The organism is Qipengyuania triglochinis (genome assembly GCF_054655615.1).
This window is the reverse complement of record NZ_BAAHND010000002.1, coordinates 871,394-898,357: the sequence shown is the minus strand read 5'-3', so window position 1 is coordinate 898,357 and position 26,964 is coordinate 871,394. Positions and strand designations below refer to the sequence as shown.

At 60.4% G+C, this 26,964-nt stretch carries 25 protein-coding genes; 14 read left to right on the top strand and 11 right to left on the bottom strand.

The features are described from left to right. Positions 1 to 36: 36 nt before the first annotated feature. On the top strand, positions 37 to 1,563 hold the full coding sequence (locus ACYQ0G_RS10495; RefSeq protein ID WP_460102847.1) for a Do family serine endopeptidase: 1,527 nt from the start codon (positions 37 to 39) through the stop codon (positions 1,561 to 1,563). Between the two features lie 98 nt (positions 1,564 to 1,661). Here the strand turns inward: ACYQ0G_RS10495 and ACYQ0G_RS10490 are convergent, their stop codons facing one another. Together ACYQ0G_RS10490 and msrB are read right to left on the bottom strand one after the other, a co-directional pair. Further along, a complete protein-coding gene (locus tag ACYQ0G_RS10490) occupies positions 1,662 to 3,824 on the bottom strand; it encodes a transglycosylase domain-containing protein (protein WP_460102323.1) in 2,163 nt (720 codons plus the stop codon). A gap of 112 nt (positions 3,825 to 3,936) precedes the next feature. After that, on the bottom strand, positions 3,937 to 4,335 hold the full coding sequence (gene msrB / locus ACYQ0G_RS10485; protein WP_460102321.1) for a peptide-methionine (R)-S-oxide reductase MsrB: 399 nt from the start codon (positions 4,333 to 4,335) through the stop codon (positions 3,937 to 3,939). Positions 4,336 to 4,521: 186 nt separating this feature from the next. On the opposite strand from msrB, the gene rpsT reads away from it, so the two are divergent. The 4 genes from rpsT to ACYQ0G_RS10465 all read left to right on the top strand — a co-directional run bounded on the left by rpsT (position 4,522) and on the right by ACYQ0G_RS10465 (position 7,947). Next, positions 4,522 to 4,782 carry a 30S ribosomal protein S20 gene (rpsT, locus tag ACYQ0G_RS10480; RefSeq protein ID WP_460102319.1) on the top strand — a complete coding sequence of 87 codons (261 nt, stop codon included), beginning with the start codon at positions 4,522 to 4,524 and terminating at the stop codon, positions 4,780 to 4,782. A gap of 489 nt (positions 4,783 to 5,271) precedes the next feature. Continuing rightward, positions 5,272 to 6,681, top strand: a complete 1,410-nt coding sequence (dnaA, locus tag ACYQ0G_RS10475) for a chromosomal replication initiator protein DnaA (RefSeq protein ID WP_460102317.1) — start codon at positions 5,272 to 5,274, stop codon at positions 6,679 to 6,681. An 85-nt stretch (positions 6,682 to 6,766) separates the two neighbouring features. Next, a complete protein-coding gene (locus ACYQ0G_RS10470; RefSeq protein ID WP_460102315.1) occupies positions 6,767 to 7,168 on the top strand; it encodes a DUF983 domain-containing protein in 402 nt (133 codons plus the stop codon). Continuing rightward, on the top strand, positions 7,165 to 7,947 hold the full coding sequence (locus ACYQ0G_RS10465; RefSeq protein ID WP_460102313.1) for a HesA/MoeB/ThiF family protein: 783 nt from the start codon (positions 7,165 to 7,167) through the stop codon (positions 7,945 to 7,947). The genes ACYQ0G_RS10470 and ACYQ0G_RS10465 overlap by 4 nt, the downstream gene beginning before the upstream one ends. Positions 7,948 to 7,963: 16 nt before the next feature. Here the strand turns inward: ACYQ0G_RS10465 and ACYQ0G_RS10460 are convergent, their stop codons facing one another. Continuing rightward, on the bottom strand, positions 7,964 to 8,680 hold the full coding sequence (locus ACYQ0G_RS10460; protein WP_460102311.1) for an NAD-dependent deacylase: 717 nt from the start codon (positions 8,678 to 8,680) through the stop codon (positions 7,964 to 7,966). 109 nt (positions 8,681 to 8,789) lie between these two features. On the opposite strand from ACYQ0G_RS10460, the gene dapB reads away from it, so the two are divergent. Next, positions 8,790 to 9,518, top strand: a complete 729-nt coding sequence (dapB, locus tag ACYQ0G_RS10455) for a 4-hydroxy-tetrahydrodipicolinate reductase (RefSeq protein WP_460102309.1) — start codon at positions 8,790 to 8,792, stop codon at positions 9,516 to 9,518. Positions 9,519 to 9,527: 9 nt separating this feature from the next. After that, positions 9,528 to 10,178, top strand: a complete 651-nt coding sequence (gene nth, locus ACYQ0G_RS10450; RefSeq protein ID WP_460102307.1) for an endonuclease III — start codon at positions 9,528 to 9,530, stop codon at positions 10,176 to 10,178. Position 10,179: 1 nt separating this feature from the next. Here nth and ACYQ0G_RS10445 read toward each other — a convergent pair whose 3' ends face one another. Genes ACYQ0G_RS10445 through dapE form a run of 3 tightly spaced genes read right to left on the bottom strand, consistent with a single transcriptional unit; the run spans position 10,180 to position 12,864 of the window. After that, entirely contained in the window at positions 10,180 to 10,461 is a 282-nt protein-coding gene (locus ACYQ0G_RS10445; protein ID WP_460102305.1) for a hypothetical protein, read from the bottom strand. Beyond that, positions 10,454 to 11,692, bottom strand: a complete 1,239-nt coding sequence (locus ACYQ0G_RS10440) for a dicarboxylate/amino acid:cation symporter (protein ID WP_460102303.1) — start codon at positions 11,690 to 11,692, stop codon at positions 10,454 to 10,456. Before ACYQ0G_RS10440 ends, ACYQ0G_RS10445 begins: the two co-directional genes overlap by 8 nt. 38 nt (positions 11,693 to 11,730) lie before the next feature. Continuing rightward, a complete protein-coding gene (dapE, locus tag ACYQ0G_RS10435) occupies positions 11,731 to 12,864 on the bottom strand; it encodes a succinyl-diaminopimelate desuccinylase (protein ID WP_460102300.1) in 1,134 nt (377 codons plus the stop codon). Between the two features lie 29 nt (positions 12,865 to 12,893). On the opposite strand from dapE, the gene ACYQ0G_RS10430 reads away from it, so the two are divergent. After that, on the top strand, positions 12,894 to 13,361 hold the full coding sequence (locus ACYQ0G_RS10430; protein WP_460102299.1) for a cupin domain-containing protein: 468 nt from the start codon (positions 12,894 to 12,896) through the stop codon (positions 13,359 to 13,361). Here ACYQ0G_RS10430 and ACYQ0G_RS10425 read toward each other — a convergent pair. Further along, complete coding sequence (locus tag ACYQ0G_RS10425) at positions 13,358 to 14,251, bottom strand: S1/P1 nuclease (protein WP_460102295.1); 894 nt, start codon at positions 14,249 to 14,251, stop codon at positions 13,358 to 13,360. The genes ACYQ0G_RS10430 and ACYQ0G_RS10425 overlap by 4 nt on opposite strands. Next, positions 14,218 to 14,877, bottom strand: a complete 660-nt coding sequence (locus ACYQ0G_RS10420; protein ID WP_460102845.1) for a glutathione S-transferase family protein — start codon at positions 14,875 to 14,877, stop codon at positions 14,218 to 14,220. Before ACYQ0G_RS10420 ends, ACYQ0G_RS10425 begins: the two co-directional genes overlap by 34 nt. 212 nt (positions 14,878 to 15,089) lie before the next feature. On the opposite strand from ACYQ0G_RS10420, the gene ACYQ0G_RS10415 reads away from it, so the two are divergent. Continuing rightward, entirely contained in the window at positions 15,090 to 15,506 is a 417-nt protein-coding gene (locus ACYQ0G_RS10415; protein WP_460102291.1) for a VOC family protein, read from the top strand. Between the two features lie 24 nt (positions 15,507 to 15,530). Here the strand turns inward: ACYQ0G_RS10415 and ACYQ0G_RS10410 are convergent, their stop codons facing one another. Continuing rightward, positions 15,531 to 15,968, bottom strand: coding sequence for a DUF983 domain-containing protein (locus ACYQ0G_RS10410; RefSeq protein WP_460102289.1), 438 nt, complete (start codon positions 15,966 to 15,968; stop codon positions 15,531 to 15,533). Positions 15,969 to 16,265: 297 nt separating this feature from the next. Here ACYQ0G_RS10410 and ahpC point away from each other — a divergent pair, with 297 nt between their 5' ends. The 3 genes from ahpC (at position 16,266) to katG (ending at position 21,103) form a co-directional block, all read left to right on the top strand. Beyond that, positions 16,266 to 16,832 (top strand): alkyl hydroperoxide reductase subunit C, encoded by a 567-nt coding sequence (gene ahpC / locus ACYQ0G_RS10405; protein WP_460102286.1) that lies wholly within the window; start codon positions 16,266 to 16,268, stop codon positions 16,830 to 16,832. A gap of 266 nt (positions 16,833 to 17,098) precedes the next feature. Beyond that, positions 17,099 to 18,688, top strand: a complete 1,590-nt coding sequence (gene ahpF / locus ACYQ0G_RS10400) for an alkyl hydroperoxide reductase subunit F (protein ID WP_460102284.1) — start codon at positions 17,099 to 17,101, stop codon at positions 18,686 to 18,688. Positions 18,689 to 18,889: 201 nt separating this feature from the next. Continuing rightward, entirely contained in the window at positions 18,890 to 21,103 is a 2,214-nt protein-coding gene (gene katG, locus ACYQ0G_RS10395) for a catalase/peroxidase HPI (RefSeq protein WP_460102281.1), read from the top strand. 70 nt (positions 21,104 to 21,173) lie between these two features. Here katG and ACYQ0G_RS10390 read toward each other — a convergent pair whose 3' ends face one another. Beyond that, positions 21,174 to 23,648, bottom strand: coding sequence for a membrane-bound PQQ-dependent dehydrogenase, glucose/quinate/shikimate family (locus ACYQ0G_RS10390; protein WP_460102278.1), 2,475 nt, complete (start codon positions 23,646 to 23,648; stop codon positions 21,174 to 21,176). A gap of 193 nt (positions 23,649 to 23,841) precedes the next feature. On the opposite strand from ACYQ0G_RS10390, the gene ACYQ0G_RS10385 reads away from it, so the two are divergent. After that, entirely contained in the window at positions 23,842 to 25,389 is a 1,548-nt protein-coding gene (locus ACYQ0G_RS10385) for a catalase (RefSeq protein WP_460102276.1), read from the top strand. 22 nt (positions 25,390 to 25,411) lie between these two features. Here ACYQ0G_RS10385 and ACYQ0G_RS10380 read toward each other — a convergent pair whose 3' ends face one another. Beyond that, the gene (locus ACYQ0G_RS10380) at positions 25,412 to 26,356 is read right to left on the bottom strand and encodes a LytTR family DNA-binding domain-containing protein (protein ID WP_460102273.1); all 945 of its coding nucleotides are present in this window, start codon (positions 26,354 to 26,356) and stop codon (positions 25,412 to 25,414) included. 32 nt (positions 26,357 to 26,388) lie between these two features. On the opposite strand from ACYQ0G_RS10380, the gene ACYQ0G_RS10375 reads away from it, so the two are divergent. Then, positions 26,389 to 26,928, top strand: a complete 540-nt coding sequence (locus ACYQ0G_RS10375) for a DUF2306 domain-containing protein (RefSeq protein WP_460102270.1) — start codon at positions 26,389 to 26,391, stop codon at positions 26,926 to 26,928. Positions 26,929 to 26,964 lie beyond the last annotated feature (36 nt).

Below are 26,964 nucleotides of genomic sequence, written 5' to 3'. Positions count from 1 at the left end.
GAAGTTATTGAGGATTTGAAAGAGGACGTGAAAAAAGTGCGATACGCTTATTCCGTAACTGCCACCCTGTTAGCTGGTGGCGCAGCCCTCTCCCTCGCCGGTTTCCCGGCCGGAGCGCAGGTCGCCCAAAACGACGACTCCCAGATCGCGCGGGTTGTGCCGCGTGCCGGAGCGCCCGAGAGTTTCGCCGACCTCACCGAGCAACTTCAGCCGGCCGTCGTCAACATCTCGACCCGCCAGCGGATCGAGGTGCAGACCGGTGGCAATCCGTTTGCCGGAACACCCTTCGAAGGCATGTTCAACCGTCGGCGTGGCCAACAGGATAATGAGCCCCAATATCGGGAGGGCCAATCGCTCGGTTCGGGCTTCATCATTTCCTCCGATGGCTATGTCGTGACCAATAATCACGTCGTGAGCCCCACCGGGCGTGGTTCGGTCGAGGAAATCACCGTAACTCTGCCCGATGGTACCGAGTACGAGGCTGAGCTGGTCGGCACCGACGCGGCATCCGATCTTGCCGTGCTCAAGGTCAATCGCCGCGAAGCTTTTCCTTTCGTGACGTTCGGCGATTCCAGCCAGGCGCGAGTTGGCGACTGGGTAATCGCGATCGGCAATCCTTTCGGGCTCGGCGGAACCGTAACGAGCGGTATTGTGTCGAGCGTGTTGCGCAACGCAGGTAGTGGCGCTTACGACCGTTATCTGCAGACGGACGCGAGCATCAACCGCGGCAATTCGGGCGGGCCGCTGTTCGATATGCAGGGCAATGTCATCGGCATCAACAACGCCATCATTTCGCCGACCGGCGGGAGCGTCGGCATCGGCTTCGCAATTCCCGCGGAAACGGCTGCTCCAATCGTCGATAAACTGCGCCGCGGCGTAGAGATTGAGCGCGGCTATCTGGGTATCCAGATTCAGCCGGTGACCGAAGACGTCGCTTCCTCGCTCGGCCTTGCGCGCAATCGCGGTGAAATAGTGCAAATGGTACAGCCTGGAGAGCCGGCTGATCGCGGGGGCATTGAGGCGGGTGATATCGTGCTCAAGGTAGATGGCAATGACGTCACACCGGATCAGACGCTGTCCTATCTCGTTGCCAACATCTCGCCGGGCACCTCGATACCTCTGGAAGTAATCCGCAATGGCGAACGTCGCCGGGTGAATGTGACCGTCGGCAAACGACCGAGTGAAGAAGAGATGCGTCGTAGCCAGATGTTCGATCCCGATGCCGAGCCGGAAGACGACATGTCTCCCAGCGATAGCGAGGTTATTCAGGATAGCGTCGGCCTGCAAGTTCTCGAGCTGACGCCGCAGATTGCGCGCCAACTTGGAGTTGCACCGGATACACAAGGCCTAGTTATCGCTTCGGTCGACCAAAATTCCGATGCCGCACGGAAAGGTCTCCAGCGCGGGCATATCATTCTGACGGCTAATTACCGTCCGATGACTTCGGTTGCCGATCTCGAGAACGCAGTTCGCTCCGCTAAAGCAGAAAACCGCGATGCGGTTCTCCTGCGTATCCAGCGACGCGGTGGCTCGCCACAGTACGTGGCCATTCGGCTTCGCTAGATTTGATATTTAGGCTTCCAAATGGCCCTCCCGACGTGTGTCGGGAGGGCTTTTTTACAGCGGAACGTTTCTGAAACGTCGCGCGCCTCTGACGAAAATTAACGATCTCGCCCGATCACACCGTCTAGGAAGTCGTCATCGATCGCCTGGGGCGCGCCATCCTCACCGCGCCCCGTAGAAGGTTGCGGTCGCGGCGGCGGGACGCGTTGAACTCGCGGCTGCTGCGGCCGCGTGACTTCTACGCCAGAATTCTGTTCTGACTGGTCGCGGGGTTCGGGCAGCGCGCCACCTGGTCCCTCGCTTCGTCCGGGCTCGATCAGATTGCCCTGTTCATCGATGTAGTAATAGTCGTCCGGGTCGCCGAAGAAGAAGTCGTCTTCTTCGTCCAGTTGCCATTCCGGCACCTGAACTTCCGTTTCAAATTCCTCGACGGGGCGGTCCTTCACAGCATACCGCATGAAAGCAGCAAAAGCCTGTGCAGGCGCGCGCCCACCCTGTAGCCCACCTACCCGGCGGTTATCGTCCCGGCCCATCCATACGCCAGTGGTTACGCCAGAGGAAAACCCGACGAAATAGCCGTCTTTATTAGAACTGGTCGTTCCCGTCTTACCTGCGACCGGGCGACCGATCTGCGCCGCACGGCCAGTGCCTGTCTGGACCGCCGTCTGCAGCAGATCGGTTATACCCCGCGTAACATTTTCCGGTATGATCTGCGTAGTACGGGCGCGTTGATGCTGGTAAAGCACCTCTCCGTCTGTGGTGGTTACTTTCACGATCCCATAGGGCGTCACCGAATTTCCACCGGCTGAGATCGCGGCAAATGCCCGGGTCATATCCAGGAGTCGCACTTCGTTCGATCCGAGCACCATTGCGGGATAGGTGTTGATGGGGGTCGTGATCCCGAAACGCCTAGCCATCGACGCAACCGATCCAAAGCCCACCTCATTACCAAGTTGCGCTGCAACGGTATTGATCGAATAAGCAAAGGCAGTGCGCAAATTGGTCTCGCCAATGTTTCGTCCGTTGGAATTTCTCGGACTCCAGCCGCCGATCGATACCGGCGTATCTACAACGCGGTCGTCAGGCGTATAGCCAGCCTCAAGCGCGGCAAGGTACACAAACAGCTTCCAACTCGAGCCAGGTTGGCGAAGAGCATTGGTGGCCCGGTTGTAATTCGTCTCGACATAATCCGTACCACCCACAAGGGCGAGGATCGCTCCGTCACGATCTAGGCTGACCAGCGCACCCTGGGCCCCATCTGGTGCATTGCCGGCGACCGCAGCCGTCGCTGCTTTCTGCATGCCGGGATCTAGGGTGGTCCAGACTTCAATAGGCTCGAATGTCTCGGGCAGAAGAAGGTCGAGCTGCGGAAGTGCCCAGTCGGTGAAGTAGCGAACAGAATTGGTTCCCTGTTCGGGCTTCAATTTGACGGCCGACACATCGACCTGCGCCTCGCTTGCGCTGATCCTTCCCTGATCGCGCATTAGTTGCAGGACGACACCAGCACGGCTCACTGCGGCGTTTACATCGGCAGTTGGTGAATAGCGGCTTGGCGCTTTTACCAGACCTGCAATAATCGCGGCCTCAGCCGTCGAGAGTTCGGTTGCGGGATGACTGAAGAAGTTTCTACTCGCAGAATCGATACCGTATGCACCGCCTCCGAAATAGACCTTGTTGAGATAGAGTTCGAGGATCTGCTCCTTGGAGAATTTCCATTCCATCGCCATCGCTAGAATGGCTTCGCGCAGTTTGCGATCAAGAGAGCGATTGCTGTTCAGAAACACGTTACGGGCGAGCTGCTGAGTAATGGTAGAAGTCGCCCCCAACCGATTCTCGCCCGTGGCCCAGACAAAAACGGCTCGGGTGAGGCCGTACGGATCGACACCAGGATGCGAGAAGAAGCGCCTGTCTTCCACCGAAACCATGGCATCTTTCATGACCTGCGGAATCTCGTCGGCCGCAATCCACTTCCCATAGCTAGGGCCAAGCTCGACGAGTTCCGAGCCGTCTCGCGCCCGGACGACAATCGTTTGCGCGTTCTGTGTCGCCTTGAGCTGGTAATAGCTCGGCAAGGACCGCGCGGCGAATGCCACAGCGATTGCCAGAAAAATCAGCCCGAGGACGGCTATTCCCGTTCCCCACAGGAATAGCCTGCGCAGCCAGATTTTCAAACGGCTGGCGTCGCCCTTGCCTTCCGCTGCCGCTCGCCGAGCGCGTTCGGAACGCTGGCTGCGTTTGCGGCGGCTGCCTCTCTTATCCATTCCCTGCGGCTTTCCTCATTTTCCAGGCGCGGTGCCCTATATCCGCCACAATCTCCCATGGCGAGACGGAACCTCGGCTTAACGGATCATACGATGGCCGCAAGGCATGCCGCTACTTCTCAGGTTCAAACTCGAGTGCCGCCGAATTGATGCAATAGCGCAAGCCGTTTTCTCCGGGGCCATCAGGGAAGACATGACCAAGATGACCTTCGCAATTGGAACAGATGACCTCCGTCCTGATCATACCATGGGTGACGTCCCGGTTCTCCTCGATCGCCCCGCTTTCTGCCGGAGCAGTGAAGCTCGGCCAGCCCGAACCGCTGTCATATTTGTCCGAGCTTTCGAACAGTAGCTGGCCGCAGGCGGCGCAAAGATATTCGCCATCGGCTTTGTTCTTGTCATACTTGCCAGTGAAGGCTCGCTCTGTACCTTTTTCGCGCAGCACTCTGTATTGCTCTGGCGTGAGTTTCTCGCGCCATTCGGCTTCGGTTCTTTCAAGTTTGTCGCTCACAGCTTGTCCTTCGTGTGAAGTGCTTCCATATTAGGGGAACAGGGCGCCGAAGCTGCGGTTCCGCTTTCGCTTGACGATTCGGCATCACGTCGCTAAGTGCGCCGCTTTCCGGCGGTTAATCCGCCTTTTTCGACACGCCCAATTGAATTCCAGCCGCTTTTTGTCGCGGCCCGATCGAGGACAGATATGGCCAATACGCCGCAAGCCAAGAAGCGCATCCGTCGCAACAACCGCCGCGCCGAAGTAAACGGTGCGCGCATGAGCCGCATCCGCAATTACGTGAAGAGGGTTGAGACTGCGCTTGAAGCTGGCGACAAGGACGCTGCTCAGACCGCCCTCCGGAACGCCCAGCCAGAAATGGCACGCGGCGTTGCTCGCGGTGTGATGCATAAGAACACTGCTGCTCGCAAGATGAGCCGCCTTTCGAAGCGCGTCGCCGCGCTCTGATTCTTTCACGGCTTCGGCCGCACACAGACAAACCGAGGGGTCGTCGCGAAAAGCGACGGCCCCTTTGTCGTGTTCGGGTTGCACTTTGAAATCAAACTGTCTCCCAATAGTAATGAAATCGACGGAAATACTACGATTCGTCATGCCAGATTCAGCAAACTGAAGGTATTTCAAGGGCATCAACGGAGGCCTGCGGGGTACCGATGAGTCAACTAGATTATTTCAGATTTTTTGCTGTTATCCCCCTTGCGACTCATCGCGGCTGCGACCTACACAATAGATCTGCTCGGGGGGGACAGCCCGGGTATTCACATCGATGGCCAAGGGGAGGGACCACCCGAGAATCGTACGATTCCGGGTAGCGGCGAAGCTATGCGCCCCCTCCTCCTGGCCCATATAATTTTTAGCGACCGGACGGTCACTCGGGGGATCGAAACTCCAATGGCGAAAACAGGCGAGCTTGCTAGCAAGCGAAAGGCAAATAACGAAATGGAAGACCTGGAAGCCGTAAACCTGGCAGCCGATTGGGCAGACATAAGCCAAGGGCTCCGCAAGGATCTGGGTCACCAGCTTCACAGCCAGTGGATCAAGCCGATCCAGCTTGGCCGGATCGATACTGAAACAGGCACACTCGATCTCTACCTGCCGACAGAATTCAGCGCCAACTGGGTGAAAGACCGTTTTGCGGACCGGTTGAGCCTGGCATGGAAGATCGCCCGTAGCGAAGTGCGACAAGTCGCTATCTCGGTCCATCCGGGCCGCCGTCAGGTTGCAGATCTGCGTTTGCACAGTGATGGTCGCCGGCCGGCAAACGATGCCGACACATCAATGATGGCGATCGGTGCCGATACCTTGGGCGATACGGGCTTCACCTCGTCGGTCGGCTTGGACGCGAGTTTGACCTTTGCCGCCTTCGTAACGGGCGAAGCGAATATTCTCGCCTTCAACGCGGCGCAGCGCATGGCGGCGACCGAAAAGCCGCAGTTCAGCCCGCTTTATCTCAAGGGCGCGACAGGACAGGGCAAGACCCATCTCTTGCATGCCATCGGCCACACCTTTCTTCAGACCCACAGCCGCAGCCGCATCTTCTACTGCAGTGCCGAGCGGTTCATGGTAGAGTTCGTCCAGGCCCTGAAGGCCAACCGCATGATCGAGTTCAAGGCGCGACTGCGTAGCTTCGACCTACTTCTGGTGGACGACATCCAGTTCATCATCGGCAAGGCTTCGGCTCAGGAAGAACTGCTTTATACGATCGATGCGCTGCTCGCGGAAGGCAAGCGCCTTGTCTTCGCGGCCGACCGCGCGCCGCAGGCACTGGATGGCGTCGAACCCCGCCTGCTTTCGCGCTTATCGATGGGGCTCGTGGCTGACATTCAACCCGCCGATATCGAACTGCGTAAGAAGATCCTGCATTCGAAGCTCAGCAAGTTCGCGCCTCTGGCAGTGCCGGAAGACGTGCTCGAATTCCTCGCTCGCACCATCACCCGCAATGTGCGTGAGTTGGTTGGCGGCCTCAACAAGCTGATCGCCTATGCGCAATTGACAGGTCAGGAAGTTTCGCTGCAGCTGGCCGAAGAGCAACTGACTGACATTTTGTCGGCCAATCGGCGCCGCATCACGATAGACGAGATTCAGCGGACAGTGTGCCAGTTCTATCGCATCGACCGCAGCGAAATGAGCTCTAAGCGCCGCGCCCGGGCAGTCGTGCGCCCGCGCCAGGTTGCAATGTACCTTTCAAAAGTCCTCACCCCGCGGAGCTATCCAGAGATCGGCCGCAAATTTGGCGGGCGCGATCATTCCACGGTCATTCACGCCGTCCGCCTGATCGAGGATCTGCGGCAACGCGATGCCGATATGGATGGAGACGTGCGAAGCCTGCTACGCCAGTTGGAAAGCTGAGCGCTCCCCATATTGCGCACCGCTCGTCGACAGCCTGTTCACAGGCTTGTCGACAGCGCGTGTTCGAGGGTTCAAAGGGGCAGACATGAGCACGCATGTCAGTTTGCCCCGAACGCTCCTGGCGACGTTATGGCGGGGCGTTTTATGCCGCTGTCCGCGATGCGGTGAAGGCCGGTTATTCCGCAAGTGGTTAAAACCTGTCGACCATTGCAGCGCTTGTGATCTAGATATCCGCGGCCAGCGTTCGGATGACCTTCCCGCCTATATCGGTATCTTCGTGAGCGGGCATTTGCTTGCCCCCGTGATCATCACACTAGTCGTTAGCTATTCGCTTTCGCCTATGGCGTTGCTCGCCATCATCATTCCGTTGGCACTGGTGATGCTGATCGCCTTGCTGCAACCATCAAAAGGGGCGGTGATCGCACTACAATGGTGGAATGGCATGCATGGCTTCAAACGGGAACGCCCGGAAGGAGAAAATCCGTGAGTCTCCCGCCAGAGCGATTGGATCGCTTCGCTCGCCACATCGTCCTTCCTGAAGTGGGCGGCGCTGGCCAGATGGCGTTGGCGGAAAAACACCTCGTACTTATCGGCCTAGGCGGCATCGGTAGCCCCGCACTGCAATATCTTGCCGCCGCTGGAATAGGGCGCCTAACTCTAGTTGATGACGACAAGGTGGATGTCAGTAACCTCCAGCGTCAAACGCTCTACAACGAGCGCGATGTCGGCCACGGCAAGGCCATTTCCGCGAAGCGCTGGGTGACCCTATTCGATCCTGTGCTCGACGTCGAAATCAGCGATCGCCGGATCGATCCGTCCCGTGCCGGATCACTGGTTGCAGGGGCCGACCTCGTGCTCGATGGCACCGACAACTTCGCGACGCGACTTGCAGTGTCCGATGCCTGCGTCAACGCCGGGGTGCCGTTATTGTCCGCTGCGGTCGGCCGGTTCCAGGGGCAAGTCGCAGCGTTTGCGGGCCATTTGCCCGGCGAAGCCTGCTATCGCTGTTTTGTCGGCGATGCCTTTGACGCGGACGACTGTGATACCTGCGCCGAAGACGGCATGCTGGGGGCGATGGCCGGCTGGGTAGGCAGCTTCGCCGCTCTCCACGCTGTGCGTGTTCTCCTCGATGGGGTGAGCGCTTATGGAGATCCGCAATGGAGCAAGGTGAACCTTCTAGACGGAGTGAAACCGGGCATGCGGCAGTTCACCATTGCCAAAGACCCCGAATGCAGCGGGTGTGGTGGTAAAACCCGGGTGGTATAGCTTGCGCTTCCTCAACCTAGTTGGCGAGCACTTCCTCTACCCAAGCAGGCACTAACTCGCTCGCTCTGCCTTGGCGCGATTCGTCGAACCAGTATGAACCCTCGCCACGCTCCAGATTGAGTTCCAGCGTTCGCGCACCGAACTCCCGCGCGTCGCGCACGAACCCAGCCGCCGGATAGACAGCCCCGCTAGTACCGATGCTAACAAACAAATCCGCTCGGCGAAGCGCATCGTAGATCCGCTCCATCTGGTACGGCATCTCACCGAACCAGACCACATCGGGACGCAGCGCCTGTTGTCCGCAGCCCGGGCAAGCAGGGCCATCGATCAGCGGCTCGCTCCAGCGATGGCGTGCATCACAACCGGAGCATAGCGCGCTCAGCAGTTCCCCATGCATGTGGAGCACATGCTCTGCCCCGGCGCGTTCGTGAAGGTCATCGACATTCTGAGTGACGATCAAGAGATCGTGATCTGACTTCCCGCCCCATTCGACATCAAGGCGGGCCAAGGCTTCGTGAGCCGCGTTTGGTGCTACCTGCTGCACCGCCTCGCGCCGCGCGTCGTAGAACCGCTGCACCAGCTCTGGATTGCGCGCGAATCCCTCTGGCGTGGCGACATCCTCGACCCGGTGCTGCTCCCAGAGACCACCACTGTCCCGAAAAGTATTGATGCCGCTTTCCGCCGAAATCCCAGCGCCGGTCAGGACGACGATGTTGCGGATAGAATCGGACAAGTTTCGCCTCCCGTTCGGCCCGACCTTGTCGTAGGACCATCTTATCTTCTAGCCCTACGCTAAAGGTAATCACGGGGCTACGACAAGCTCCGCTCACACGGAGATCAGCTTGGCTAACATAGGTGTCATCGGAAGCAGGGGCGCAATGGGTGAAGTGCTCCGGCGAGTAATCGAGGAGTCCGGCCACGATTATGCGGGAGGCGCAGACAAGGGAGACGATGTCGGCAAGCTGGCCGATGTGTCGGATCTGCTGGTTGATTTTTCAGCCCCGGCAGCCTTGCACTCCAATCTCCACGCAGCCATCGGTGCCGGCATCCCAATCGTCGTCGGCACGACAGGATTGGAACGCAAACACCACGACGCGATCGATCAGGCTGCGCACGCGATACCGGTGTTACAGACAGGCAATACATCGCTCGGTGTCACCCTTCTGGCCCATCTTGTGCGAGAGGCGGCTCAGAAGCTCGGCAATGGCTGGGACATCGAGATTTTGGAAATGCACCATCGCCGCAAGGTAGACGCCCCGTCGGGTACCGCGCTCCTGCTTGGTGAAGCTGCTGCAGACGCGCGAGGTGTCGATCTCGAGACCGTCAGCGAAAGCGGTCGGGATGGGCCGAGCGGTCCGCGTGAGGAGGGCGCAATCGGATTCGCTGCCTTGCGCGGCGGTACCGTGGCCGGCGAACACAGTGTAATCCTTGCTGGTGAAGAGGAACGTCTTACGCTGTCGCACAGTGCGGAGAACCGGGCTATCTTTGCTAGGGGCGCGGTCCGCGCCGCCGAATGGCTGCGCGGGCGAGAACCAGGTCGCTATACGATGGACCAGGTTCTGGGCATCTGACGACCACCTATGACCAAGGATCAAATCTTCGAATTCTTTCGACGGTTGGCGGAGGATAATCCCTCGCCCGAGACCGAGTTGGAATATGGAAACGCCTATCAGCTGGTGGTCGCGGTGGCGCTATCTGCACAGGCGACCGATGTAGGCGTAAACAAAGCAACCCGCGCGCTATTCAGCGAGGTCGAGACCCCGGAGCAGATGCTGGCCCTGGGCGAAGAAGGCCTTAAAGAGCATATCAAGACCATTGGCTTGTTCAATTCGAAGGCCAAGAATGTCTTCGCACTAAGTCGATTGCTCGTCGATGAGTACGGTAGTGAGGTCCCAAATACCCGCGAAGATCTCGTCCGCCTGCCCGGGGTCGGCCGCAAGACCGCCAATGTTGTGCTCAATTGCTGGTTTGGGCAGGAAACCTTCGCCGTAGACACCCACATTCTGCGCGTAGGCAACCGCACCGGCCTTGCGAAGGGCAAGACCCCGGAGCAGGTTGAAGCGAAGCTTGAAAAGCGCGTGCCGCAGCCATTCCGGCTAGGCGCCCATCATTGGCTGATCCTTCACGGACGCTATGTCTGCAAGGCGCGGACGCCCGAATGCTGGCGCTGCAGCGTGGTCGATCTGTGCAGTTACCGGAAGAAAGTTCTGGAGAAGCCGAAGAGGCGGTAGCTTAATCCGGCCGCCCATCCAGACAGATGGTAGAGCCGCCTTCCACCGTCACTTGGGGATTGAGCCCTTCGAGATAGATCAACGTTTCGGCTTCGCGCTGGGTCATTCCCATGGCTGTAGCATGTGCCATGAGTTGCGGAATCGTGGCGCCGCCGGACGGGACCGTCAGCACAGTTCCTTCGCAATCTGACTGAGCTGGCTGACTACCGGTACATGCGCTCATCGCGAGGAGACCGATGAGACCAAGCCACGATTTGGAAACGAAACTAGCTCGGTCAAACATCGTCGGCCGACACCATTTCGACCCGGTCTATTTCGCCCGTCATCACCGCAACGGTAGTCGCGACTGCGGCATCGCCGCTCACATTGGTCGTTGTGCGCATCATGTCCATGATCCGGTCAACCCCGGCGACGAAGGCGATCGTTTCCAAGGGCACACCGACTGCGCCGAAGACCAGCGCCATCATGATCAGGCCCGCACCGGGAATACCAGCAGCGCCGACCGCGCCGAGCGTGGCGAGGATCGAGATCAGGAAATAGTCACCCAGGGATAGATCGACGCCGAAGATCTGCGCGCCAAACAGCGTGGCGAGTCCGAGATACATCGCCGTGCCGTTCATGTTGATCGTCGCGCCCAGCGCGATCACGAAGCTGGCCACGGAATTCGAGACGCCCAGATTACGCTCGGCACAGCGCAGCGTCACCGGCAGCGTGGCGTTGGAGCTGGCAGTGGAATAGCTCACCGCCATCGCATCCACGATACCGCGGAAGAAATCGCGCACCGGCAACTTAGCGAAGAACTTGATCATCGCCGAATACATCACGAAGATGATGAGCAGGCAGCCGACATAGTTCAGCGCGACCAGTTTTGACAGCGCAACCAGCGCATCCAGACCAAGCGTGCCCGCGACCCATGCCATCAGCGCGAAGACACCGAAGGGGGTGAGTTCCATCACCACCATGGTCACCTTCTGCATGATCACCGCGCCGCTATCGAAGACCTTCTGCACCGGCAGGCCGTCTTCCTTGGCCATCAGGATGCCGATGCCGATCAGCAGGCTGAAGACGATAAGCGGCAGCACCGACACGTCTGCCATCACCTGCACCGGGCTTTCGGGCACGATCGACAGGATCATGTCGACCGCCGTTGTCGGGTTCGGCTCGGGCGTTGCGCCCATCTGGATTGCGCTGGTATCCACGCCTGCACCCGGGGCGATCCATGTCCCAAGCGCCAGCCCAAGCCATACCGAGATCTGGCCAGTAACGATGAAGAGCAGCATCGCCCGCCCACCGACCGCGCCCAGTTTGCGCAGATCGCCGATCGCGGCGACGCCGGAAACGAGGCTGAAGAAGATCAGGGGGACGACCAGCATCTTGATCGACTTGATGAAGAAATCGCCGACCCATTTGATGCTTTCGGCATCCGGCCCCCAAGCATAACCTGTGAGCACACCGAGGATCAGCGCAGTTACCACGCGCTGCCAAAGCGGAATTTCGAACCAGACCCTCAGCATGCGTATGCCCTCACCTTGTATTTTCAGCTGGCGTATATTTACGCCAGCGCGTCTTTTGCAATGCGCGCGTAGATGCGGCTTAGCGTGGAAAGGTCCTCGATGGCTACTGCCTCGTCACGCTTGTGCATCGTCGCGTTGACAAGGCCGAATTCGATCACCGGGCAGACGGCACGCAAGAAACGCGCATCGGAGGTTCCGCCCGTGGTGGATGGCTCGGGATCGACACCGGTTTCGGCGTTCACTGCGCGCGCAATGATGTCGCTGAATTCACCCGGCGGGGTAAGGAATGGCTCGCCCGAGATGATCGGCAGCGCGGTGCCCCCATGTTTCTCTGCAATAGCAACCACCTTCTCGGACAGCGACGCGCCCGAATGTTCGTCGTTGAAACGGATCGAGATGCGGGCCTTTGCCGCTTCCGGGATGACGTTATGGGCAGGATTCCCAACTTCGAGATCGGTGATCTCGAGGTTCGAAGCCTGGAACCAGTCATTGCCCTTGTCGAGAACCAGTCCATCTAGCTCCGCCAGCATCGCGACCAGCTTGGGAATGGGATTGTCGGCGAGGTGCGGATACGCGACGTGTCCCTGCGTGCCTTGCACCTCGAGCCACATGTTGACCGAGCCGCGTCTCCCGATCTTCATCATATCACCGAGCCGGTTTACACTGGTCGGCTCACCCACCAGGCACAAATCCGGCGTTGAACCACGGCTGTCCATGTAGTCGATCAAGGCGCGGGTGCCGTGCAGCGCGGGGCCTTCCTCATCGCCGGTGATGATGAAGCTGAGCGTGCCCGCATCGGCCGGGACCTGCGCCACGGCATCAACCATGCAGGCGATTGCGCCTTTCATGTCCACCGCGCCGCGACCGTAAAGCAGATTGCCGCGAATCTCCGGTTCGAACGCATCGGATGTCCAGCCGCCGCCCGGGGGGACCACATCGAGATGCCCCGCGAAACCGAAGTGTCTGGAGCCTGCGGGCCCCTTGCGTATGGCGAACAGGTTCTCGACCGGCGCTTCGGGGGTGCCTTCCTCGCCCTCGCCGCGCGTGAAGCGCGAGACTTCGAAGCCGAGCGGTTTCAGCATCGCCTCCAGTTCGTCGAATACCGAACCGGTGGCGGGAGTGACGCTGCGGGCGGACATCAGCCGCTTGGCGAGTTCGAGGACTTCGGTCATGTTGTCTCCGCTAGCAGGAGAGTGTGCCAATGCCCAAGCTCGATCTCGATGCCATTCCCCAGACCAACGCAACCGGCTACCCGCCGCCCTATGATGAAGACGTGCGCGGACGGCTCTACCGCCGCCTCGCCCCGGCAGCCGGACTTACCAAGCTGGGCGCCAGCCATGTGGTGCTGGAGCCGGGCGCCTATTCCTCGCAGAGGCACTGGCACGAAGGGCAGGACGAACTGCTGATCTTCCTGCAGGGCGAGGCCGTGCTGATCGAAGATCAGGGCGAAGTCCCGGTCCATGGAGGTGACATCCTCGCTTGGCCGGCGGGAGAGCGCAATGGCCACCGCCTTCACAACCGGTCCGATAAGCCTTGTGTCTTCATCGCCGTAAGTGCCGGAGATCGCGATGAAGGCCGTGGCGAGTATCCCGACATCGACATGGTCTTCACGCCGGATGGGTACTTCCGGAAGGACGGCACCCCTTATGCGACCGAGCGCCTGCCCTAATTGCCTTCCGGCTCCGGCAGCGGGCCCTGTGCGAAGGCCTTGTCCAGATATTCCGCCATGCGGATGCCTGCCTGCGTCACCCGCCTGCGTGAAATCGGGATCGCGCGTTCGATGTCTTCCTGGGTCAGCGCTGTTTCGTCGGGAAGGTCCTCGCCATCGCAGGGGGCGCGGTCGAAGGCGTTGGGATAGACGAAGTCGCGGGCCGTCTCCCAGCTTTCGCGGCCCCAGTCGGCCGAATTGCCGCCGCCAAGCTCAGCCCGTTCGGCAGCGGTATAGCGGCGCACCAAGGACGTGGGCGACGAGGTGATGGCGCGTTCTGCCAGCGGGCCGTCCCATATCCAGTGGAGGTTCAGTCCCGGCGCGATGCCATAGGCAGTGGTGTTGTCATTCCCGCCACGATCATCGTGATCGCCCGAATGCAGCGGCATGTGCACATCGCCGATGAAGTGGACGAGGAAAGCGAGCGCTTCCAGCCGGACATTCGCGGGCAGGCTTTCATCGGCAAGCATGCGCTCGTTGCGCTCGATCTGGGCGAGGATGCAGTTCTGGCCCGAGCAATTGGCGCGCGGATCATAGGCTTCGCAGACCGGGGCGGTGCGGTAATGCCAGGCGAAGGTATAGCCCCAGCGCCAGTAATCCTTGCGCAGGCAATCGGGCCATGCCGCCGCATCTTCCAGCGTCGCCAGCTTGCATCCCGGCACGCCCAGTTCGGGCGCGGCCTTCAGCAGGCGCGCGATAGCGGCCCGCGTTTCCGGCTTCACATTCGCCAGCGCGATCGAGGCAGTCGTGCGATGCGCATAATCGCCCCACGCCATCGCTTGTGCGGGCAGCAGCGCGCACAGCGCCGCCAGCAGCGTCAGGACACGGTTTCGTATTGTTCGATGACCCATTCTTCGTTTTCCGATGCGGTGATCCACGCCTGCATCCATTCATGCTCCCACAGCGCCTGCATATAGGCCGCCGCAAAACCGGGTACGGGGATCTGGTAGCTGATGAAGCGACTGACGACGGGGGCGAAGAACACGTCCGCCGCGCCGAAGGTGCCGAACAGATAGGGCCCGCCGCTGCCGAAGCGGCTGCGCGCTTCCGCCCAAAGCGTGAGAATGCGCAGGATATCCGACCGGCAGCCATCGCTCGCCTCGAAACCGTCGAAGCGTTTGCGCACATTCATCGGGCATTCGCTGCGCAGCGCCTGGAAGGAGGAATGCATTTCGGCGACCATCGAGCGGGCCATGCCGCGCGCCGTGTCGTCCTTCGGCCAGAAGCGGTCGCGCCCCACCTTGTCGGCGAGGTATTCGAGCATGGCGAGGCTGTCCCACACCACGGTTTCCCCGTCCCATAGCAGGGGGACCTTGCCCGACGACGGCATGATCTCGCCGCCCTGGCGGGTCGCTTCCCAATCCTCGCCGTAAAGAGGTACGACGATTTCCTCGAACGAGAGGCCCGACTGCTTGGCCGCCAGCCAGCCGCGCAGGCTCCAGCTCGAGTAGTTCTTGTTACCGATGACGATCTTCATGCGGGCTCCACCATTCCCAGTTCCCTTGCCCCCTATCCGTTCATCCACACGCTGTCGATGCTGAATGGTGGAGCGCTTGGAGCGCACCTCAGCGTAAAATTTCTCCAGCATGGCAAGGGCGGTTTCCGGGGTCAGTTCGTCTCTCATAGCCCCAGCCATGCATAGGCAGATGCGTGTAGGAAAACGCTTTCTGGCAGGCTATTGCAGTCCCCATGACCCTGCGCCCCTTCCATCTCGCCTTCCCTGTCCGCGACCTGGCGGAAGCCCGCATTTTTTACGGCGAAACCCTGGGCTGCGCCGAGGGGCGGTCTTCCGACGAATGGATCGATTTCGATTTCTACGGCCACCAGATCGTGGCGCATACGGGCGGTGACGCAGGGGACCGTGCCAGCAACCCGGTCGACGGCCACGATGTGCCCGTGCCGCATTTCGGCGTGGTGCTGACGATGGAGGACTGGCAGGCGCTGGCCGACCGGCTGAAGAATGCCGGGATGGAATTCATGATCGAGCCGACAATTCGGTTCAAGGGCCAGCCGGGCGAACAGGCAACGATGTTCTTCCGCGATCCCAGCGGCAATGCGCTGGAGATGAAAGCCTTTGCCGACGATGAAATGTTGTTCGCGACCTGATCGGCTGCGGGCGAGGCGGCGGCTTCAGTCCTCGTCCTTGCCCCGTTTCTCGTCTTCGCGGGCGTGCATATCGCCCCACAGTTTTTCGGTCCCGGCCTCTACCGACCGATTCACGTATTGCGAGGCTACCAGCCAGCCCTTGATCGGACGCAGCGGCAGGACGCAGCCCAGAGCCATCAGCGGAATGGCGATGACGAACAGTAGGACTACCGGCAGTTCCAGCGCCACCTGCATCCACACGATCAGGAACAACAGCGGGAAGGCCACGAAGGTCAGCGAGAAGAAGGCCGGGCCATCGTCCGGCGAGGCAAAGCGGTAATCGAGCCCGCAAACATCACACCGATCGACGATCTTCAGCCAGGACTTGAACATTTTGCCCTTGCCGCAATGGGGGCACAGGCCTTTCCAGCCGGATTTGAAAATCCACGCCGTCTTTTCGCTGTCGTCCAGTTCCACGCTCACGCTCCGCAATAGCCTTTGGCGGGGCCGACCCGCCTCTTTCCGCAGTGGCGGCGAGATCGGGCAGTTCAGCCGCCGCCACAAGTCGAATTATGTGCATCGCAATTGCGCATGGAACACGTCAACCGTGCCCATCAGTTGCGTTAAACGCACGTATAACGCATAGTTAGTTGCACTTTTCGGAAGTTCCATTGAGTTAATCGATTATTCCGATGCTAGCAATCGCAACATATCGCTTTTGTGCATCGCAACAGACCCTATCTGGGGTGCATCAGTTCAACCCGAATAACGGAGAAAACCATGGGTATTATCGGAAGCCAGATCAAACCGTTCAACGCCACCGCATTCCAGGCAGGCAAGGACTTCTTCGAAGTCACCGACGAAGACGTGAAGGGCAAATGGGCCGTTTTCTTCTTCTATCCGGCCGACTTCACCTTCGTCTGCCCGACCGAGCTCGAAGATCTCGGCGAACAGTACGCCATGCTCCAGAAGATGGATGTCGAAGTGTACGGCGTTTCGACCGACACGCACTTCAGCCACAAGGCATGGCACGACACGTCGGAAAAGATCGGCAAGCTCCAGTTCCCGTTCCTGGGTGACCAGAACCACATCCTCGCACGCAACTTCGACGTGCTGCGTGAAGGCGTCGGTCTTGCTGATCGCGCCACCTTCGTGGTCGATCCGGACGGCGTGATCCAGATCATGGAACAGACCTGTGAAGGCGTTGGCCGTAATGCCAATGAACTGGCCCGCAAGATCAAGGCTGCACAGTATGTGCGTGCCAACCCCGGCCAGGTCTGCCCGGCAGCCTGGGAAGAAGGCAGCGAAACGCTTTCGCCTTCGCTCGACCTCGTCGGCAAGATCTAAGCTGGCAAACCCTTGAAGGCGGCGCTTACCCTTAAGGCCGCTTTCCGGGACGAACACTCAGGTCTTCGTCCCATTGTGAGGCCCGGGGCTCCCCTCCCCCCCCCGCCCCGGGCCTCTTCTTTTTCACCGACGCCCTCTCCTCATTTTTCACGAGGAGCTGAAGGCGACGCGGCAATCCATTCCCGGTCCGGCATCAGCGCGAACAGGAGATGGATTACCACGTCGCCCCGATACGGGGCTCCTCGCCATGACGAAGGATATGACCGATGCTCGACGACAATCTCACCCAGCAGCTGAAGACCTATCTTGCCAACCTGCGCGAGCCGGTGGAACTCGTCGCCTCGCTTGGTGAAGATGAGAAGTCGCGCCAGACGCGCGAACTGCTCGAAGAGATTTCCGCGCTGCACGACATGGTGAGCGCGAGCTTCGACGGCACCGATGATCGCAAGCCCAGCTTCGTGATCCGCCGAGCCAGCGACGCGGAAAAGTGGGTGCGCTTTGCCGGCCTGCCGATGGGGCATGAATTTACCTCGCTGGTCCTCGCGCTGCTGTGGGCCGGTGGCCATCCGCCCAAGGTCGACGCCGATCTGCTGGAGCAGGTCCGGGGCTTGGAAGGCGATTTCAATTTCGAGATGTATTTCTCGCTCAGCTGCCACAACTGCCCCGATGTGGTGCAGGCGCTGACGCTGATGGCGCTGGAAAATTCGCGCATCACCGCCACGCTGATCGAAGGCGGCACCTATCAGGACGAAGTGGACGCGCGCGACGTGATGGCCGTGCCTGCCACCTTCCTGAACGGCGAACCCTTCTACAACGGCAAGATGGAACTGGCCGAAATCCTCGCCAAGATCGATACCGGCGCGGACGCCAAGACTGCGGCCAAGCTTTCAGCCAAGGATCCGTTCGAAGTGCTGGTTGTCGGCGGCGGACCAGCCGGCGCGGCATCGGCCATCTATACCGCGCGCAAGGGTTTCCGCACCGGCGTTGCAGCCGAGCGCTTCGGCGGGCAGCTGCACGACACGCTCGGCATCGAGAACCTGCCCGGCACGGCCTATACCGAAGGGCCGAAGCTGGCGGGCGATCTGGAACGCCATGTCGGCGAATACGAGATCGACGTGATGAACCTTTCCCAGGCGGTGAAGCTGGTCCCTGCCAAGCAGGAAGGCGGGCTTCATACGGTCGAACTGGGCAATGGCGCATCGCTCAAGGCGCGCAGCCTCATCCTTGCCACCGGCGCGCGCTGGCGTAATCTCGGCGTCCCCGGCGAAGCGGAATATCGCAATAAAGGCGTGGCCTATTGCCCGCATTGCGATGGCCCGCTGTTCAAAGGCAAGCGCATCGCCGTGATCGGCGGCGGCAACTCCGGCGTCGAAGCGGCGATCGATCTGGCCAAGATCGTGGGCCACGTCACGCTGATCGAATATGACAGCAAGCTGCGCGCCGACGAAGTGCTGCAGAAGAAGCTGCGCAGCATGGACAATGTCGAAATCCTTACCAACGGCCAGACGACGGAAGTCACCGGCAGCAACGGCAAGGTCGACGGTCTGCTGGTGAAGAACCGCGAGAGCGGCGACACCCGCCGGATCGAGCTGGAGGGCGTGTTCATCCAGATCGGTCTCGTGCCCAACACCGAATGGCTGGAAGACAGCGGGCTGGAGCTGACGAGGTTCGGCGAGATCAGGACCGACGAGGAAGGGCGCACCAATCTGCCCGGCATCTTTGGCGCAGGCGATGTCACCGATGTGCCTTACAAGCAGATCGTGGTCGCCATGGGCGAAGGCTCGAAAGCCGGCCTCTCGGCCTTCGATTATCTCATCCGCACCGAACCGGTCGACGAGATCGCGCAAGCCGCGTGATCGCCCTTTCCGACTGACAGCAAGGTGCCGCCCTCCACTCCGGATGGCGGCGCTTTTGCGTGGGCGTGACCGCTCCGCCCGCAATCGTTTCAGCCAATCAATTAGAACCGTTTAATCGATTGGACGAATGAGCGGGCCTTGGGCAGACTGCTTTCATCCTCGGACGAAAGCCCGAGTCAAAAGCAGCAGGAGAGAACGATCATGGATGCCAAGACCGGAGATATCAGCGGTTGCCCATTCACAGGAAACAGCGACACGCGCGCCCTTTTCGGCCGCCGCAATCGCGACTGGTGGCCCGACCAGCTTGACCTTGAAATCCTCACCGAAGGCGGCCGCGCCGCCGATCCGATGGGCGAGGATTACGATTATTGCGAAGCCTTCAACGCGCTCGATTACAAGGCGCTGAAGCAGGACCTCACCGATCTGATGACCGACAGCCAGGAATGGTGGCCGGCAGACTATGGCCATTACGGCCCGTTCTTCATTCGCATGGCATGGCACGCCGCCGGCACCTATCGCACGGGCGACGGACGCGGCGGTTCCTCCAGCGGGCAGCAGCGCTTCGCCCCGCTCAACAGCTGGCCCGACAACGGCAATCTCGACAAGGCGCGCCGCCTGTTGTGGCCGATCAAGCAGAAATACGGCAAGAACATCAGCTGGGCAGATCTGTTCATCCTGACCGGCAATGTCGCCATCGAAAGCATGGGCGGCCCCGTCTTCGGCTTCGGCGGCGGTCGCAAGGACGTGTTCGATCCCGAAACCGTCTATTGGGGTACGGAAGACCAGTGGGTCGATACGGGCGCCGAAACCCGCATCCAGCCCGATGAGGGCAAGGCTCTCGAAAACCCGCTCGCGGCGATTCAGATGGGCCTCATCTACGTCAATCCAGAAGGCCCGGGCGGCAATCCGCACGATGCCGAAGGCATGGCCCGCGACATGCGCGAAACCTTCGCCCGTATGGCCATGAACGATGAAGAAACCGTCGCCCTGACCGCTGGCGGACACGCATTCGGCAAGTGCCATGGTGCCGCTCCGTCGGACACTTTCGGCAGCGCGCCCGAAGGTGAGAACCTGCACCGCATGGGTTTCGGCTGGATGACCGATCCCGAGGAGATCGAGAAGGGTCATATCACCACCTCGGGCATCGAAGGCGCCTGGACGCCCAACCCGACGCAGTGGGGCAATGACTATTTCCGCCTGCTGTTCAAATATGATTACGAGCTGACCCAGTCGCCAGCAGGCGCCAACCAGTGGACACCGGTCAATCCGGAAGAAGCCGACATGGCGCCCGATGCGCGGGACCCGAACAAGAAGGTCCCGACCATCATGACCACGGCGGACATGGCGCTGAAGCGCGATCCTGAATATCGCAAGATTTCAGAGCGTTTCCTCAACGACCAGTCAGCGCTGGACGATGCCTTCGCCCGCGCCTGGTTCAAGCTGACCCACCGCGACATGGGGCCCAAGATCCGTTACCTCGGCCCCGAAGTTCCCGGCGAGGACCTGATCTGGCAGGACCCGATTCCAGCCGGAACGCAAGTCTCGGACAGCGATCTGTCGGCCTTCAAGTCGAAAGTGCTCGATAGCGGGCTGGAGGCTGCCGAGCTGGTGAAGGCCGCTTGGGCTTCGGCCTCGACCTATCGCAATTCGGACCACCGCGGCGGCGCGAACGGCGCGCATATCCGCTTCGACGAGATCAGGAACTGGAAGGTCAACGATCCCGAAGAGCTGGGCAAGGTCCTCGCCAAGCTCGACGAAATCCGCGGTTCCATCTCGATGGCCGATGCGATCGTCATTGCCGGATCGGCTGCGGTCGAGAAGGCGGCGAAGGATGCCGGGTTCGATATTTCGGTTCCCGTCACCACGGGCCGCGGCGACGCTCGGCGCGAGGACTTCGATGCCGAGAGCTGGGAGCCGCTGGAACCGTTTGCCGACGGGTTCCGCAATTATCTCAAGACCAAGGCATCGGTGAAGACCGAGGACATGCTGATCGACCGTGCGCACCTGCTCGGCCTTTCGATCCCCGAGATGACCGTTCTTGTCGGCGGGTTGCGCGCCCTAGGCGCCGTCAGCCATCACACCCAGCACGGCAACCGCATCGGTGTCCTTACCGAAACGCCTGGCAAGCTGGACAACAGCTTCTTCGTAAACCTGCTCCACATGGGCACCGTCTGGGAAGTGGTCGACGAGAGCGGCGACGAGGAATTCGTCGGCAAATGCCGCCTCCACGGGCACGAGAAATGGCGCGCCACGCGTACCGATCTCGTCTTCGGCTCGAACTCGCGCCTGCGCGCCGTGGCGGAAGTCTATGCCGAAAACGGCAATGAAGAGAAGTTCGTGCGCGACTTCGTCAAAGCCTGGACCAAGGTGATGGACGCGGACCGTTTCGATCTGCGCTACGCGAAATACCACTGAGTATTCGACCAACGAAAGGCGGGCCGCGATATTGCATCGCGGCCCGCTTTCTTATGACCAGTCGGTGCGCTCAGGTGGAAGTCGTGGGCAAGGCATAGGCCACCACCGCATCGCTCACCTTCGTCTTCATGAAATGGTGTCCGCCGGCCATCACTACGACATACTGACGGCCGCTTTCCTCATAAGTCATGACGTTCGACTGCCCCCCGCCGGGTAAGGCTGCGGTCCAAAGTGTCTTGCCCGTCTTCAGGTCAATGGCATGGATAAGATCGTCGGTGGTGGCAGCGACAAAGATCAGCCCGCCAGCCGTGACGACTGCACCGCCATTATTCGGCGTGCCGATAGTCACGGGCAGGTGCGAACTGATGCCGAAAGGGCCGTTCTTGCGCGCGCTCCCAAACGGGCGGTCCCAGATTGTCTGGCCAGTCATCAAATCGATCGCGGTGATTCCGCCATAGGGTGGCTGCTTGCACAGCAGACCGGTGAAGGGGATTCTCCAGCCCGCATTGACGTCGACTGCATAGGGCACTCCCGATTGCGGATCGCCCGCACCTTCCGCCTTACCGCCGCCGGTATTTCCCTGCGGACCACGCGGCTGCCAGCCCTTCTTTTCTGCCACTGCGCGGGGGACTAGCTTAACGTAGTTCGGCATGTCGTTGTAATTCGCCACGATCACGCCGCGCGCCGGATCGACCGCGATCGACCCCCAGTCGGACCCGCCATTGTAACCGGGATATTCGATCGAGTGGTTCTCGCTCGGCGGAGTATAGTAGCCAGCGTAATCCGCCTCGCGGAACTGAATACGGCACACCATCTGGTCGATGGGCGACATGCCCCACATATCCGCTTCGGTCAGGTTGGGTTTCTTGAGCGTTGCGAAAGCGGAATAAGGCTGTGTCGGACTGCGCTCGTCCGGTTCAGCCCCACCGACCGGAGCAGGCTTTTCAACCACACGGTGAAGTGGCTGTCCTGTTCTCCTATCGAGCACGTAGATTTCGCCCTGCTTGGAGGCAAGGATGAGCGCCGGCGTGCCGTCGGGCAAGTCAACCAAAGTCGGCTGGCTGCCGAGATCGTAATCCCACACGTCCTTGTGCACGGTCTGGAATGTCCAGGCGGGCTTTCCGCTGGCCACGTTGATCGCCACGAGCGCTGAAGAATACTGATTTTCCTCTGCACTACGATCGCCGCTCCAGTAATCGCTCGAACTATTGCCGAGAGGGAGGTAAACCATGCCCAGTTCGTCGTCGCCCGCCGCGCTGGTCCACATGTTCGGCGTACCCCGCGTGAATTCCTCACCTTCAGCAGGCCATCCGGTTACTCCGGGGCGGCCCATATCCCAGGCCCATTTGCGCGCGCCCGTGGTCGCATCGAAGGCCATGATCGCACCGGACGGGGCATCGTTGCGCTGGCCGTCCATCACCTGCCTGCCGACCACGATGGTGTCGTTTACGATAGTAGGCGCCACGGTCATCGCTGCCATGCCCGGATAGACGTTACCGAGGCCGACGGTGGTATCGACTTCACCGTTCGTACCAAATCCGGGGCAAGGCTTGCCGGTATCGGCATCGACTTCGATGAGCCTTGCATCCAGCGTGGCTTCGAGAATCCGCAGGCCGCTGCACTCTTCCAGCACAGTGGCATCGCTGGTGATCGGCATGGCGGCCACTCGCGAAGGCGAAGGGCGCGATGTATTGTTGTCGAGCGCCTGTGTGCCCTGTGTGGGATCGTAAGCGGTTACGCCGCGGCAGCTGGCGGAATAGGGGATCGCGTCTGTACTGACCCCCGGATCGTAGCGCCACAGAACCTTGCCATTATGCGCATCCAGCGCCAGCATCTGGTTCATCGCGGTGCACATATACAGCCGGTCGCCGATCTTCAGCGGGGTTGTCTCGGCGGCATACTTACCTTCGCCTGCCCCTTGCGGCATGTCACCCGTATGGGCCGTCCATGCGACCTTGAGATTGCCGACGTTATCCGGGGTGATCTTGGCCAGGGTCGAATAGCGCTGGGCGCCATAAGTGCCGCCCCAGGCGGGCCATTCGCCATCCACCGATTGTCCGGCAATAGGGCCGCCATGGTTAGGGAGGTCCGCCTCCACCCAGGCCGGTGCGGCCAGCGCGGTGAGCCAGAAGGCCCCGCCTGTAAACAGGACGGTGGCCACTGCGCCAAGGATCGCAGGCGTCCAGCGCGTGCGACGAATGAGGAAAGGCGTGATGAGGCTGACGAGCACGAGCAGGATAGCAGGGCCGACCAAACGCGGCACAAGCCCCCAGACATTACTGCTTTCCCAGAAAGCCCATATCGCGGTGAGGGCAAAAACGATCGCGTAAAGCACCGCGCCCAGATGACGCCGCATGAAAATCAGAACGCCCGAGGCGACTAGCCCGAGCCCTGCGAGAAGGTAATAGGGGGAGCCGCCGTCGCTAACGAGCCAGATCCCGCCAATTGTGAGAACCAGACCTACTATCGCCAGTATGGCGCCTACAAGCAGGGCCGGCCAGGCGGTCGGAGAAAGCGTATCTGACTTGCCGGGAAAATTGCGCACGGGCTGACCTTTCGTCTGCCCCCTCCATTTCGCTGCAACGGGATAATCAGAGGCGGGTTCCCAAGGGGAACCGGTGGCTGAAGGAATTAGCGGCAGGCTTAATCATCGGCTCGTCGATTTTCCCGCCTTGTTGATGGAACGAAGCAAGCTGGCGGCCCGTTTCAGCTTTTGCATTCCAGATAGGATGATGATCATGGCCAAGAAGATTCCTCCCACCACGACCGACGCAGGCATTCCGGCACAAAGCGACGAGCATTCCCTTACACTCGGCCGCGATGGCCCGATCGTTCTCAACGATCATTACCTCATCGAGCAAATGGCGAATTTCAATCGGGAGCGAATTCCCGAACGTCAGCCCCACGCCAAGGGCTCCGGTGCGTTCGGTTACTTCGAGACGACTGCCGATGTAACGAAATACACCAAGGCCAAGGTATTCGAGCAAGGCAAAAAGACCGATGTGGCCATGCGTTTCTCAACGGTTGCCGGTGAACGCGGCAGCCCCGATACATGGCGCGACCCGCGCGGATTTTCGGTCAAGTTCTATACCGAAGACGGCAATTTCGACATGGTCGGCAACAACACGCCCATCTTCTTCGTCCGCGACCCGATGAAGTTTCAGCACTTCATCCGCAGCCAGAAACGCCGGGCCGACAACGGGCTGCGCGATCACGACATGATGTGGGATTTCTGGACACTGTCCCCCGAAAGCGCCCATCAGGTCACCTATTTGATGGGCGATCGCGGCGTGCCCAAGAACTGGCGTGAAATGAATGGCTATTCCAGCCACACCTACATGCTGATCAATGCCGAGGGCGAAAAGTTCTGGGTGAAGTTCCACTTCCACACTGATGTCGGCAACAAAAGCGGCAATGCGCACTTCACGCAGGACGAGGCTGTGAAAAAGGCCGGCGAGGACAGCGATTATCACCGCCGCGACCTGTTCGATGCGATCCACAAGGGCGATTATCCCAGCTGGACGCTGAAGTGGCAGATCATGCCTTACGAGGACGCCAAGACCTATCGCATCAACCCGTTCGATCTTACCAAGACCTGGCCGCACAGCGACTATCCGCTGATCGAGGTGGGGAAGCTGGTGCTGAACGAAAATCCTGTCGACTGGGATACGCAGATCGAACAGCTGGCGTTCGAACCGAACAATATGGTTCCCGGTATCGGCCTTAGCCCCGACAAGATGCTGTTGGCGCGGGGCTTTTCCTATTCGGATGCCCACCGGGCGCGGCTGGGCGTCAATTACAAGCAGATTCCCGTCAATTCGGCAAAGAATGCAGAGGTCAATTCCTATTCGCGTGCAGGCGATATGCGCGTCACCAACTCTGTCGATCCTGTCTATGCACCCAACTCCTACGGCGGCCCTGCCGCCCAGCCGGAAGTGGGCGGCGAAGCCACGTGGTACGCCGATGGCGACATGGTACGCGAAGCCTATACATTGCGCGAGGATGATGACGACGTCAGCCAGCCACGCGCACTGATCAACGATGTCATGGACGACGCGCAGCGCGACCGCTTTGTCTCGAACGTGGCAGGCCATCTGGCTGACGGAGTGAGCGAGAAGGTTCTGGTCCGCGCATTCGATTACTGGAAAGCGATCGATCAGAAAATCGGCGAGCGGATCGAAAAGATGACTCGCGACAAGATCGGCGGAAAGTCTGAAGCGCCCGGAATGGCGAGCGCGCTTTCCATTGGCGGTGAAGGAAGCGCCATGAAGGAAGCTGCCGAATAAATCGTATCGGGCGCGGCTGGACTTAAATCCAGCCGCGCTCTTTCAATACCGATACATTCGCGCGGCTCACCGGCGCCTCGACGCCATTGTCCAGCAACAAGCGGACGTTGCGACCCTCTCGCTTGACGTCGATGACCGCTCCGCGGGCGACCCACCAGCTTCGGTGGACCTGCTCACCCTCCAGACCATCGAGTTCGGCCACGGCATCGCGCATGCGCATCAGGACGAGTTCGCTCCCCAGGGCCGTATGCGCACGCACGTAGTGGTCCTCCATCTCCAGTGCGATCAACTGGCTGCCAAGTTCAGGCGAGAGGCGATCGACAAACCGCGCATGTGCCGACTGCTCTTCAACAGGAAGTGCTGGTTCTTGTGTTGGGAGCTCGGGTGTTTGGGAAGGAACATCGGCCGCCTGCCCGGTCATGCGGGTTGCCGGGATGAGATTGAACATCAGCGTTATCACCGCGCCCACCAGAGCCACCAAGCCGTAATGGACGATCGCCGTCTCGAACGTCGGCATGCGTACGTCGCTTCCCCCCGCATCCACCACCCATACGAGTGCTGCCATCGGAATGGAGGCGATGAGCACAGTTGCCGCCCATAGTGGCAAGGCAGGCAAAGCGAGCAGAGGACCGAGGCGCAAGACGATCGCGCCCACCGGTTTGTAGAATGCATAGCCCGCGACCGCCAGAACCACCCAGTAGAAGATGCGGCCAGGCACAGACATTCCGACAGTTCCCAAAGGAGCCAGCAGGCCGAGAACCACGCCGATGGCGATCAGTACCGAAAGATCGATCACGATCTGGCGCACTCGCATGGCGAGCGGTCCTGGAGCATTCGCTGTCATAGCGCGCGAAACTAGCGCCAGTTCACGCTTCGTAAAGTGGCATTCACCCGTAATTACGCGCACTTCACGTAGCGATGCGCCAGCACGCGGAAGGGCAATTGCCCGCGAATGGGCGCGCTTCAAAACGGTTTCCGCAACCCCGATGGAGACTGTTTATGACCGCCCTTGCCCTTCCCTTCGCCAGGAAATCCACGCCTTCCAAAGCCAGCTTCGATCTCGGTCCGGCAGCCCGCACGCTGGTCAGCATCGCCTGCTTTACGATGAGCTTCCTCGTCATCATCGCATTGGGCCGCGCCGCTTTTGGCATGGTCGACAATCTCCATCACTACGCGAAGCTGCCGGTTATCATTCATGTCGCCACCGTGCTGCCTGCCATCCCCCTGGGCGGCTATCTGCTACTGGCGAAGAAGGGTACCCCGCAGCACAAGCAACTCGGCAAGATCTGGCTGGTCCTGATGCTGGTCACAGCGACGAGCGCCATCTTCATCCAGTCGACGGGCGGGTTCAGCTTTATCCATATCTTCGTGCCGGTGACCTTCCACGCGGCTTGGAAAACCGTCGCCACGGCGCGCAAGGGCGACTTCGCCGGGCACAAGAAGCACCTCGTCTTCACCTATCTCACGGCGCTGATGATCCCGGGCATTTTCGCATTCGTCCTTCCGGGTCGCCTGATGAACGTGATGCTGCTTGGCTGACCCGGGTGCTCGGCCATTCGCTACCACGCCCGACTT

Bases quoted from the DNA above. Each gene is read 5' to 3' on its own strand.
- ahpF (WP_460102284.1), top strand. From the start codon at position 17,099: ATGCTCGACGACAATCTCACCCAGCAGCTGAAGACCTATCTTGCCAAC.
- dnaA (WP_460102317.1), top strand. From the start codon at position 5,272: ATGGAAGACCTGGAAGCCGTAAACCTGGCAGCCGATTGGGCAGACATA.
- ACYQ0G_RS10385 (WP_460102276.1), top strand. From the start codon at position 23,842: ATGGCCAAGAAGATTCCTCCCACCACGACCGACGCAGGCATTCCGGCA.
- ACYQ0G_RS10375 (WP_460102270.1), top strand. From the start codon at position 26,389: ATGACCGCCCTTGCCCTTCCCTTCGCCAGGAAATCCACGCCTTCCAAA.
- ACYQ0G_RS10415 (WP_460102291.1), top strand. From the start codon at position 15,090: ATGACCCTGCGCCCCTTCCATCTCGCCTTCCCTGTCCGCGACCTGGCG.
- ACYQ0G_RS10470 (WP_460102315.1), top strand. From the start codon at position 6,767: ATGAGCACGCATGTCAGTTTGCCCCGAACGCTCCTGGCGACGTTATGG.
- ahpC (WP_460102286.1), top strand. From the start codon at position 16,266: ATGGGTATTATCGGAAGCCAGATCAAACCGTTCAACGCCACCGCATTC.
- ACYQ0G_RS10490 (WP_460102323.1), bottom strand. From the start codon at position 3,824: ATGGATAAGAGAGGCAGCCGCCGCAAACGCAGCCAGCGTTCCGAACGC.
- ACYQ0G_RS10440 (WP_460102303.1), bottom strand. From the start codon at position 11,692: ATGCTGAGGGTCTGGTTCGAAATTCCGCTTTGGCAGCGCGTGGTAACT.
- ACYQ0G_RS10425 (WP_460102295.1), bottom strand. From the start codon at position 14,251: ATGGGTCATCGAACAATACGAAACCGTGTCCTGACGCTGCTGGCGGCG.
- ACYQ0G_RS10430 (WP_460102299.1), top strand. From the start codon at position 12,894: ATGCCCAAGCTCGATCTCGATGCCATTCCCCAGACCAACGCAACCGGC.
- katG (WP_460102281.1), top strand. From the start codon at position 18,890: ATGGATGCCAAGACCGGAGATATCAGCGGTTGCCCATTCACAGGAAAC.
- ACYQ0G_RS10420 (WP_460102845.1), bottom strand. From the start codon at position 14,877: ATGAAGATCGTCATCGGTAACAAGAACTACTCGAGCTGGAGCCTGCGC.
- dapE (WP_460102300.1), bottom strand. From the start codon at position 12,864: ATGACCGAAGTCCTCGAACTCGCCAAGCGGCTGATGTCCGCCCGCAGC.
- nth (WP_460102307.1), top strand. From the start codon at position 9,528: ATGACCAAGGATCAAATCTTCGAATTCTTTCGACGGTTGGCGGAGGAT.
- rpsT (WP_460102319.1), top strand. From the start codon at position 4,522: ATGGCCAATACGCCGCAAGCCAAGAAGCGCATCCGTCGCAACAACCGC.
- ACYQ0G_RS10445 (WP_460102305.1), bottom strand. From the start codon at position 10,461: ATGTTTGACCGAGCTAGTTTCGTTTCCAAATCGTGGCTTGGTCTCATC.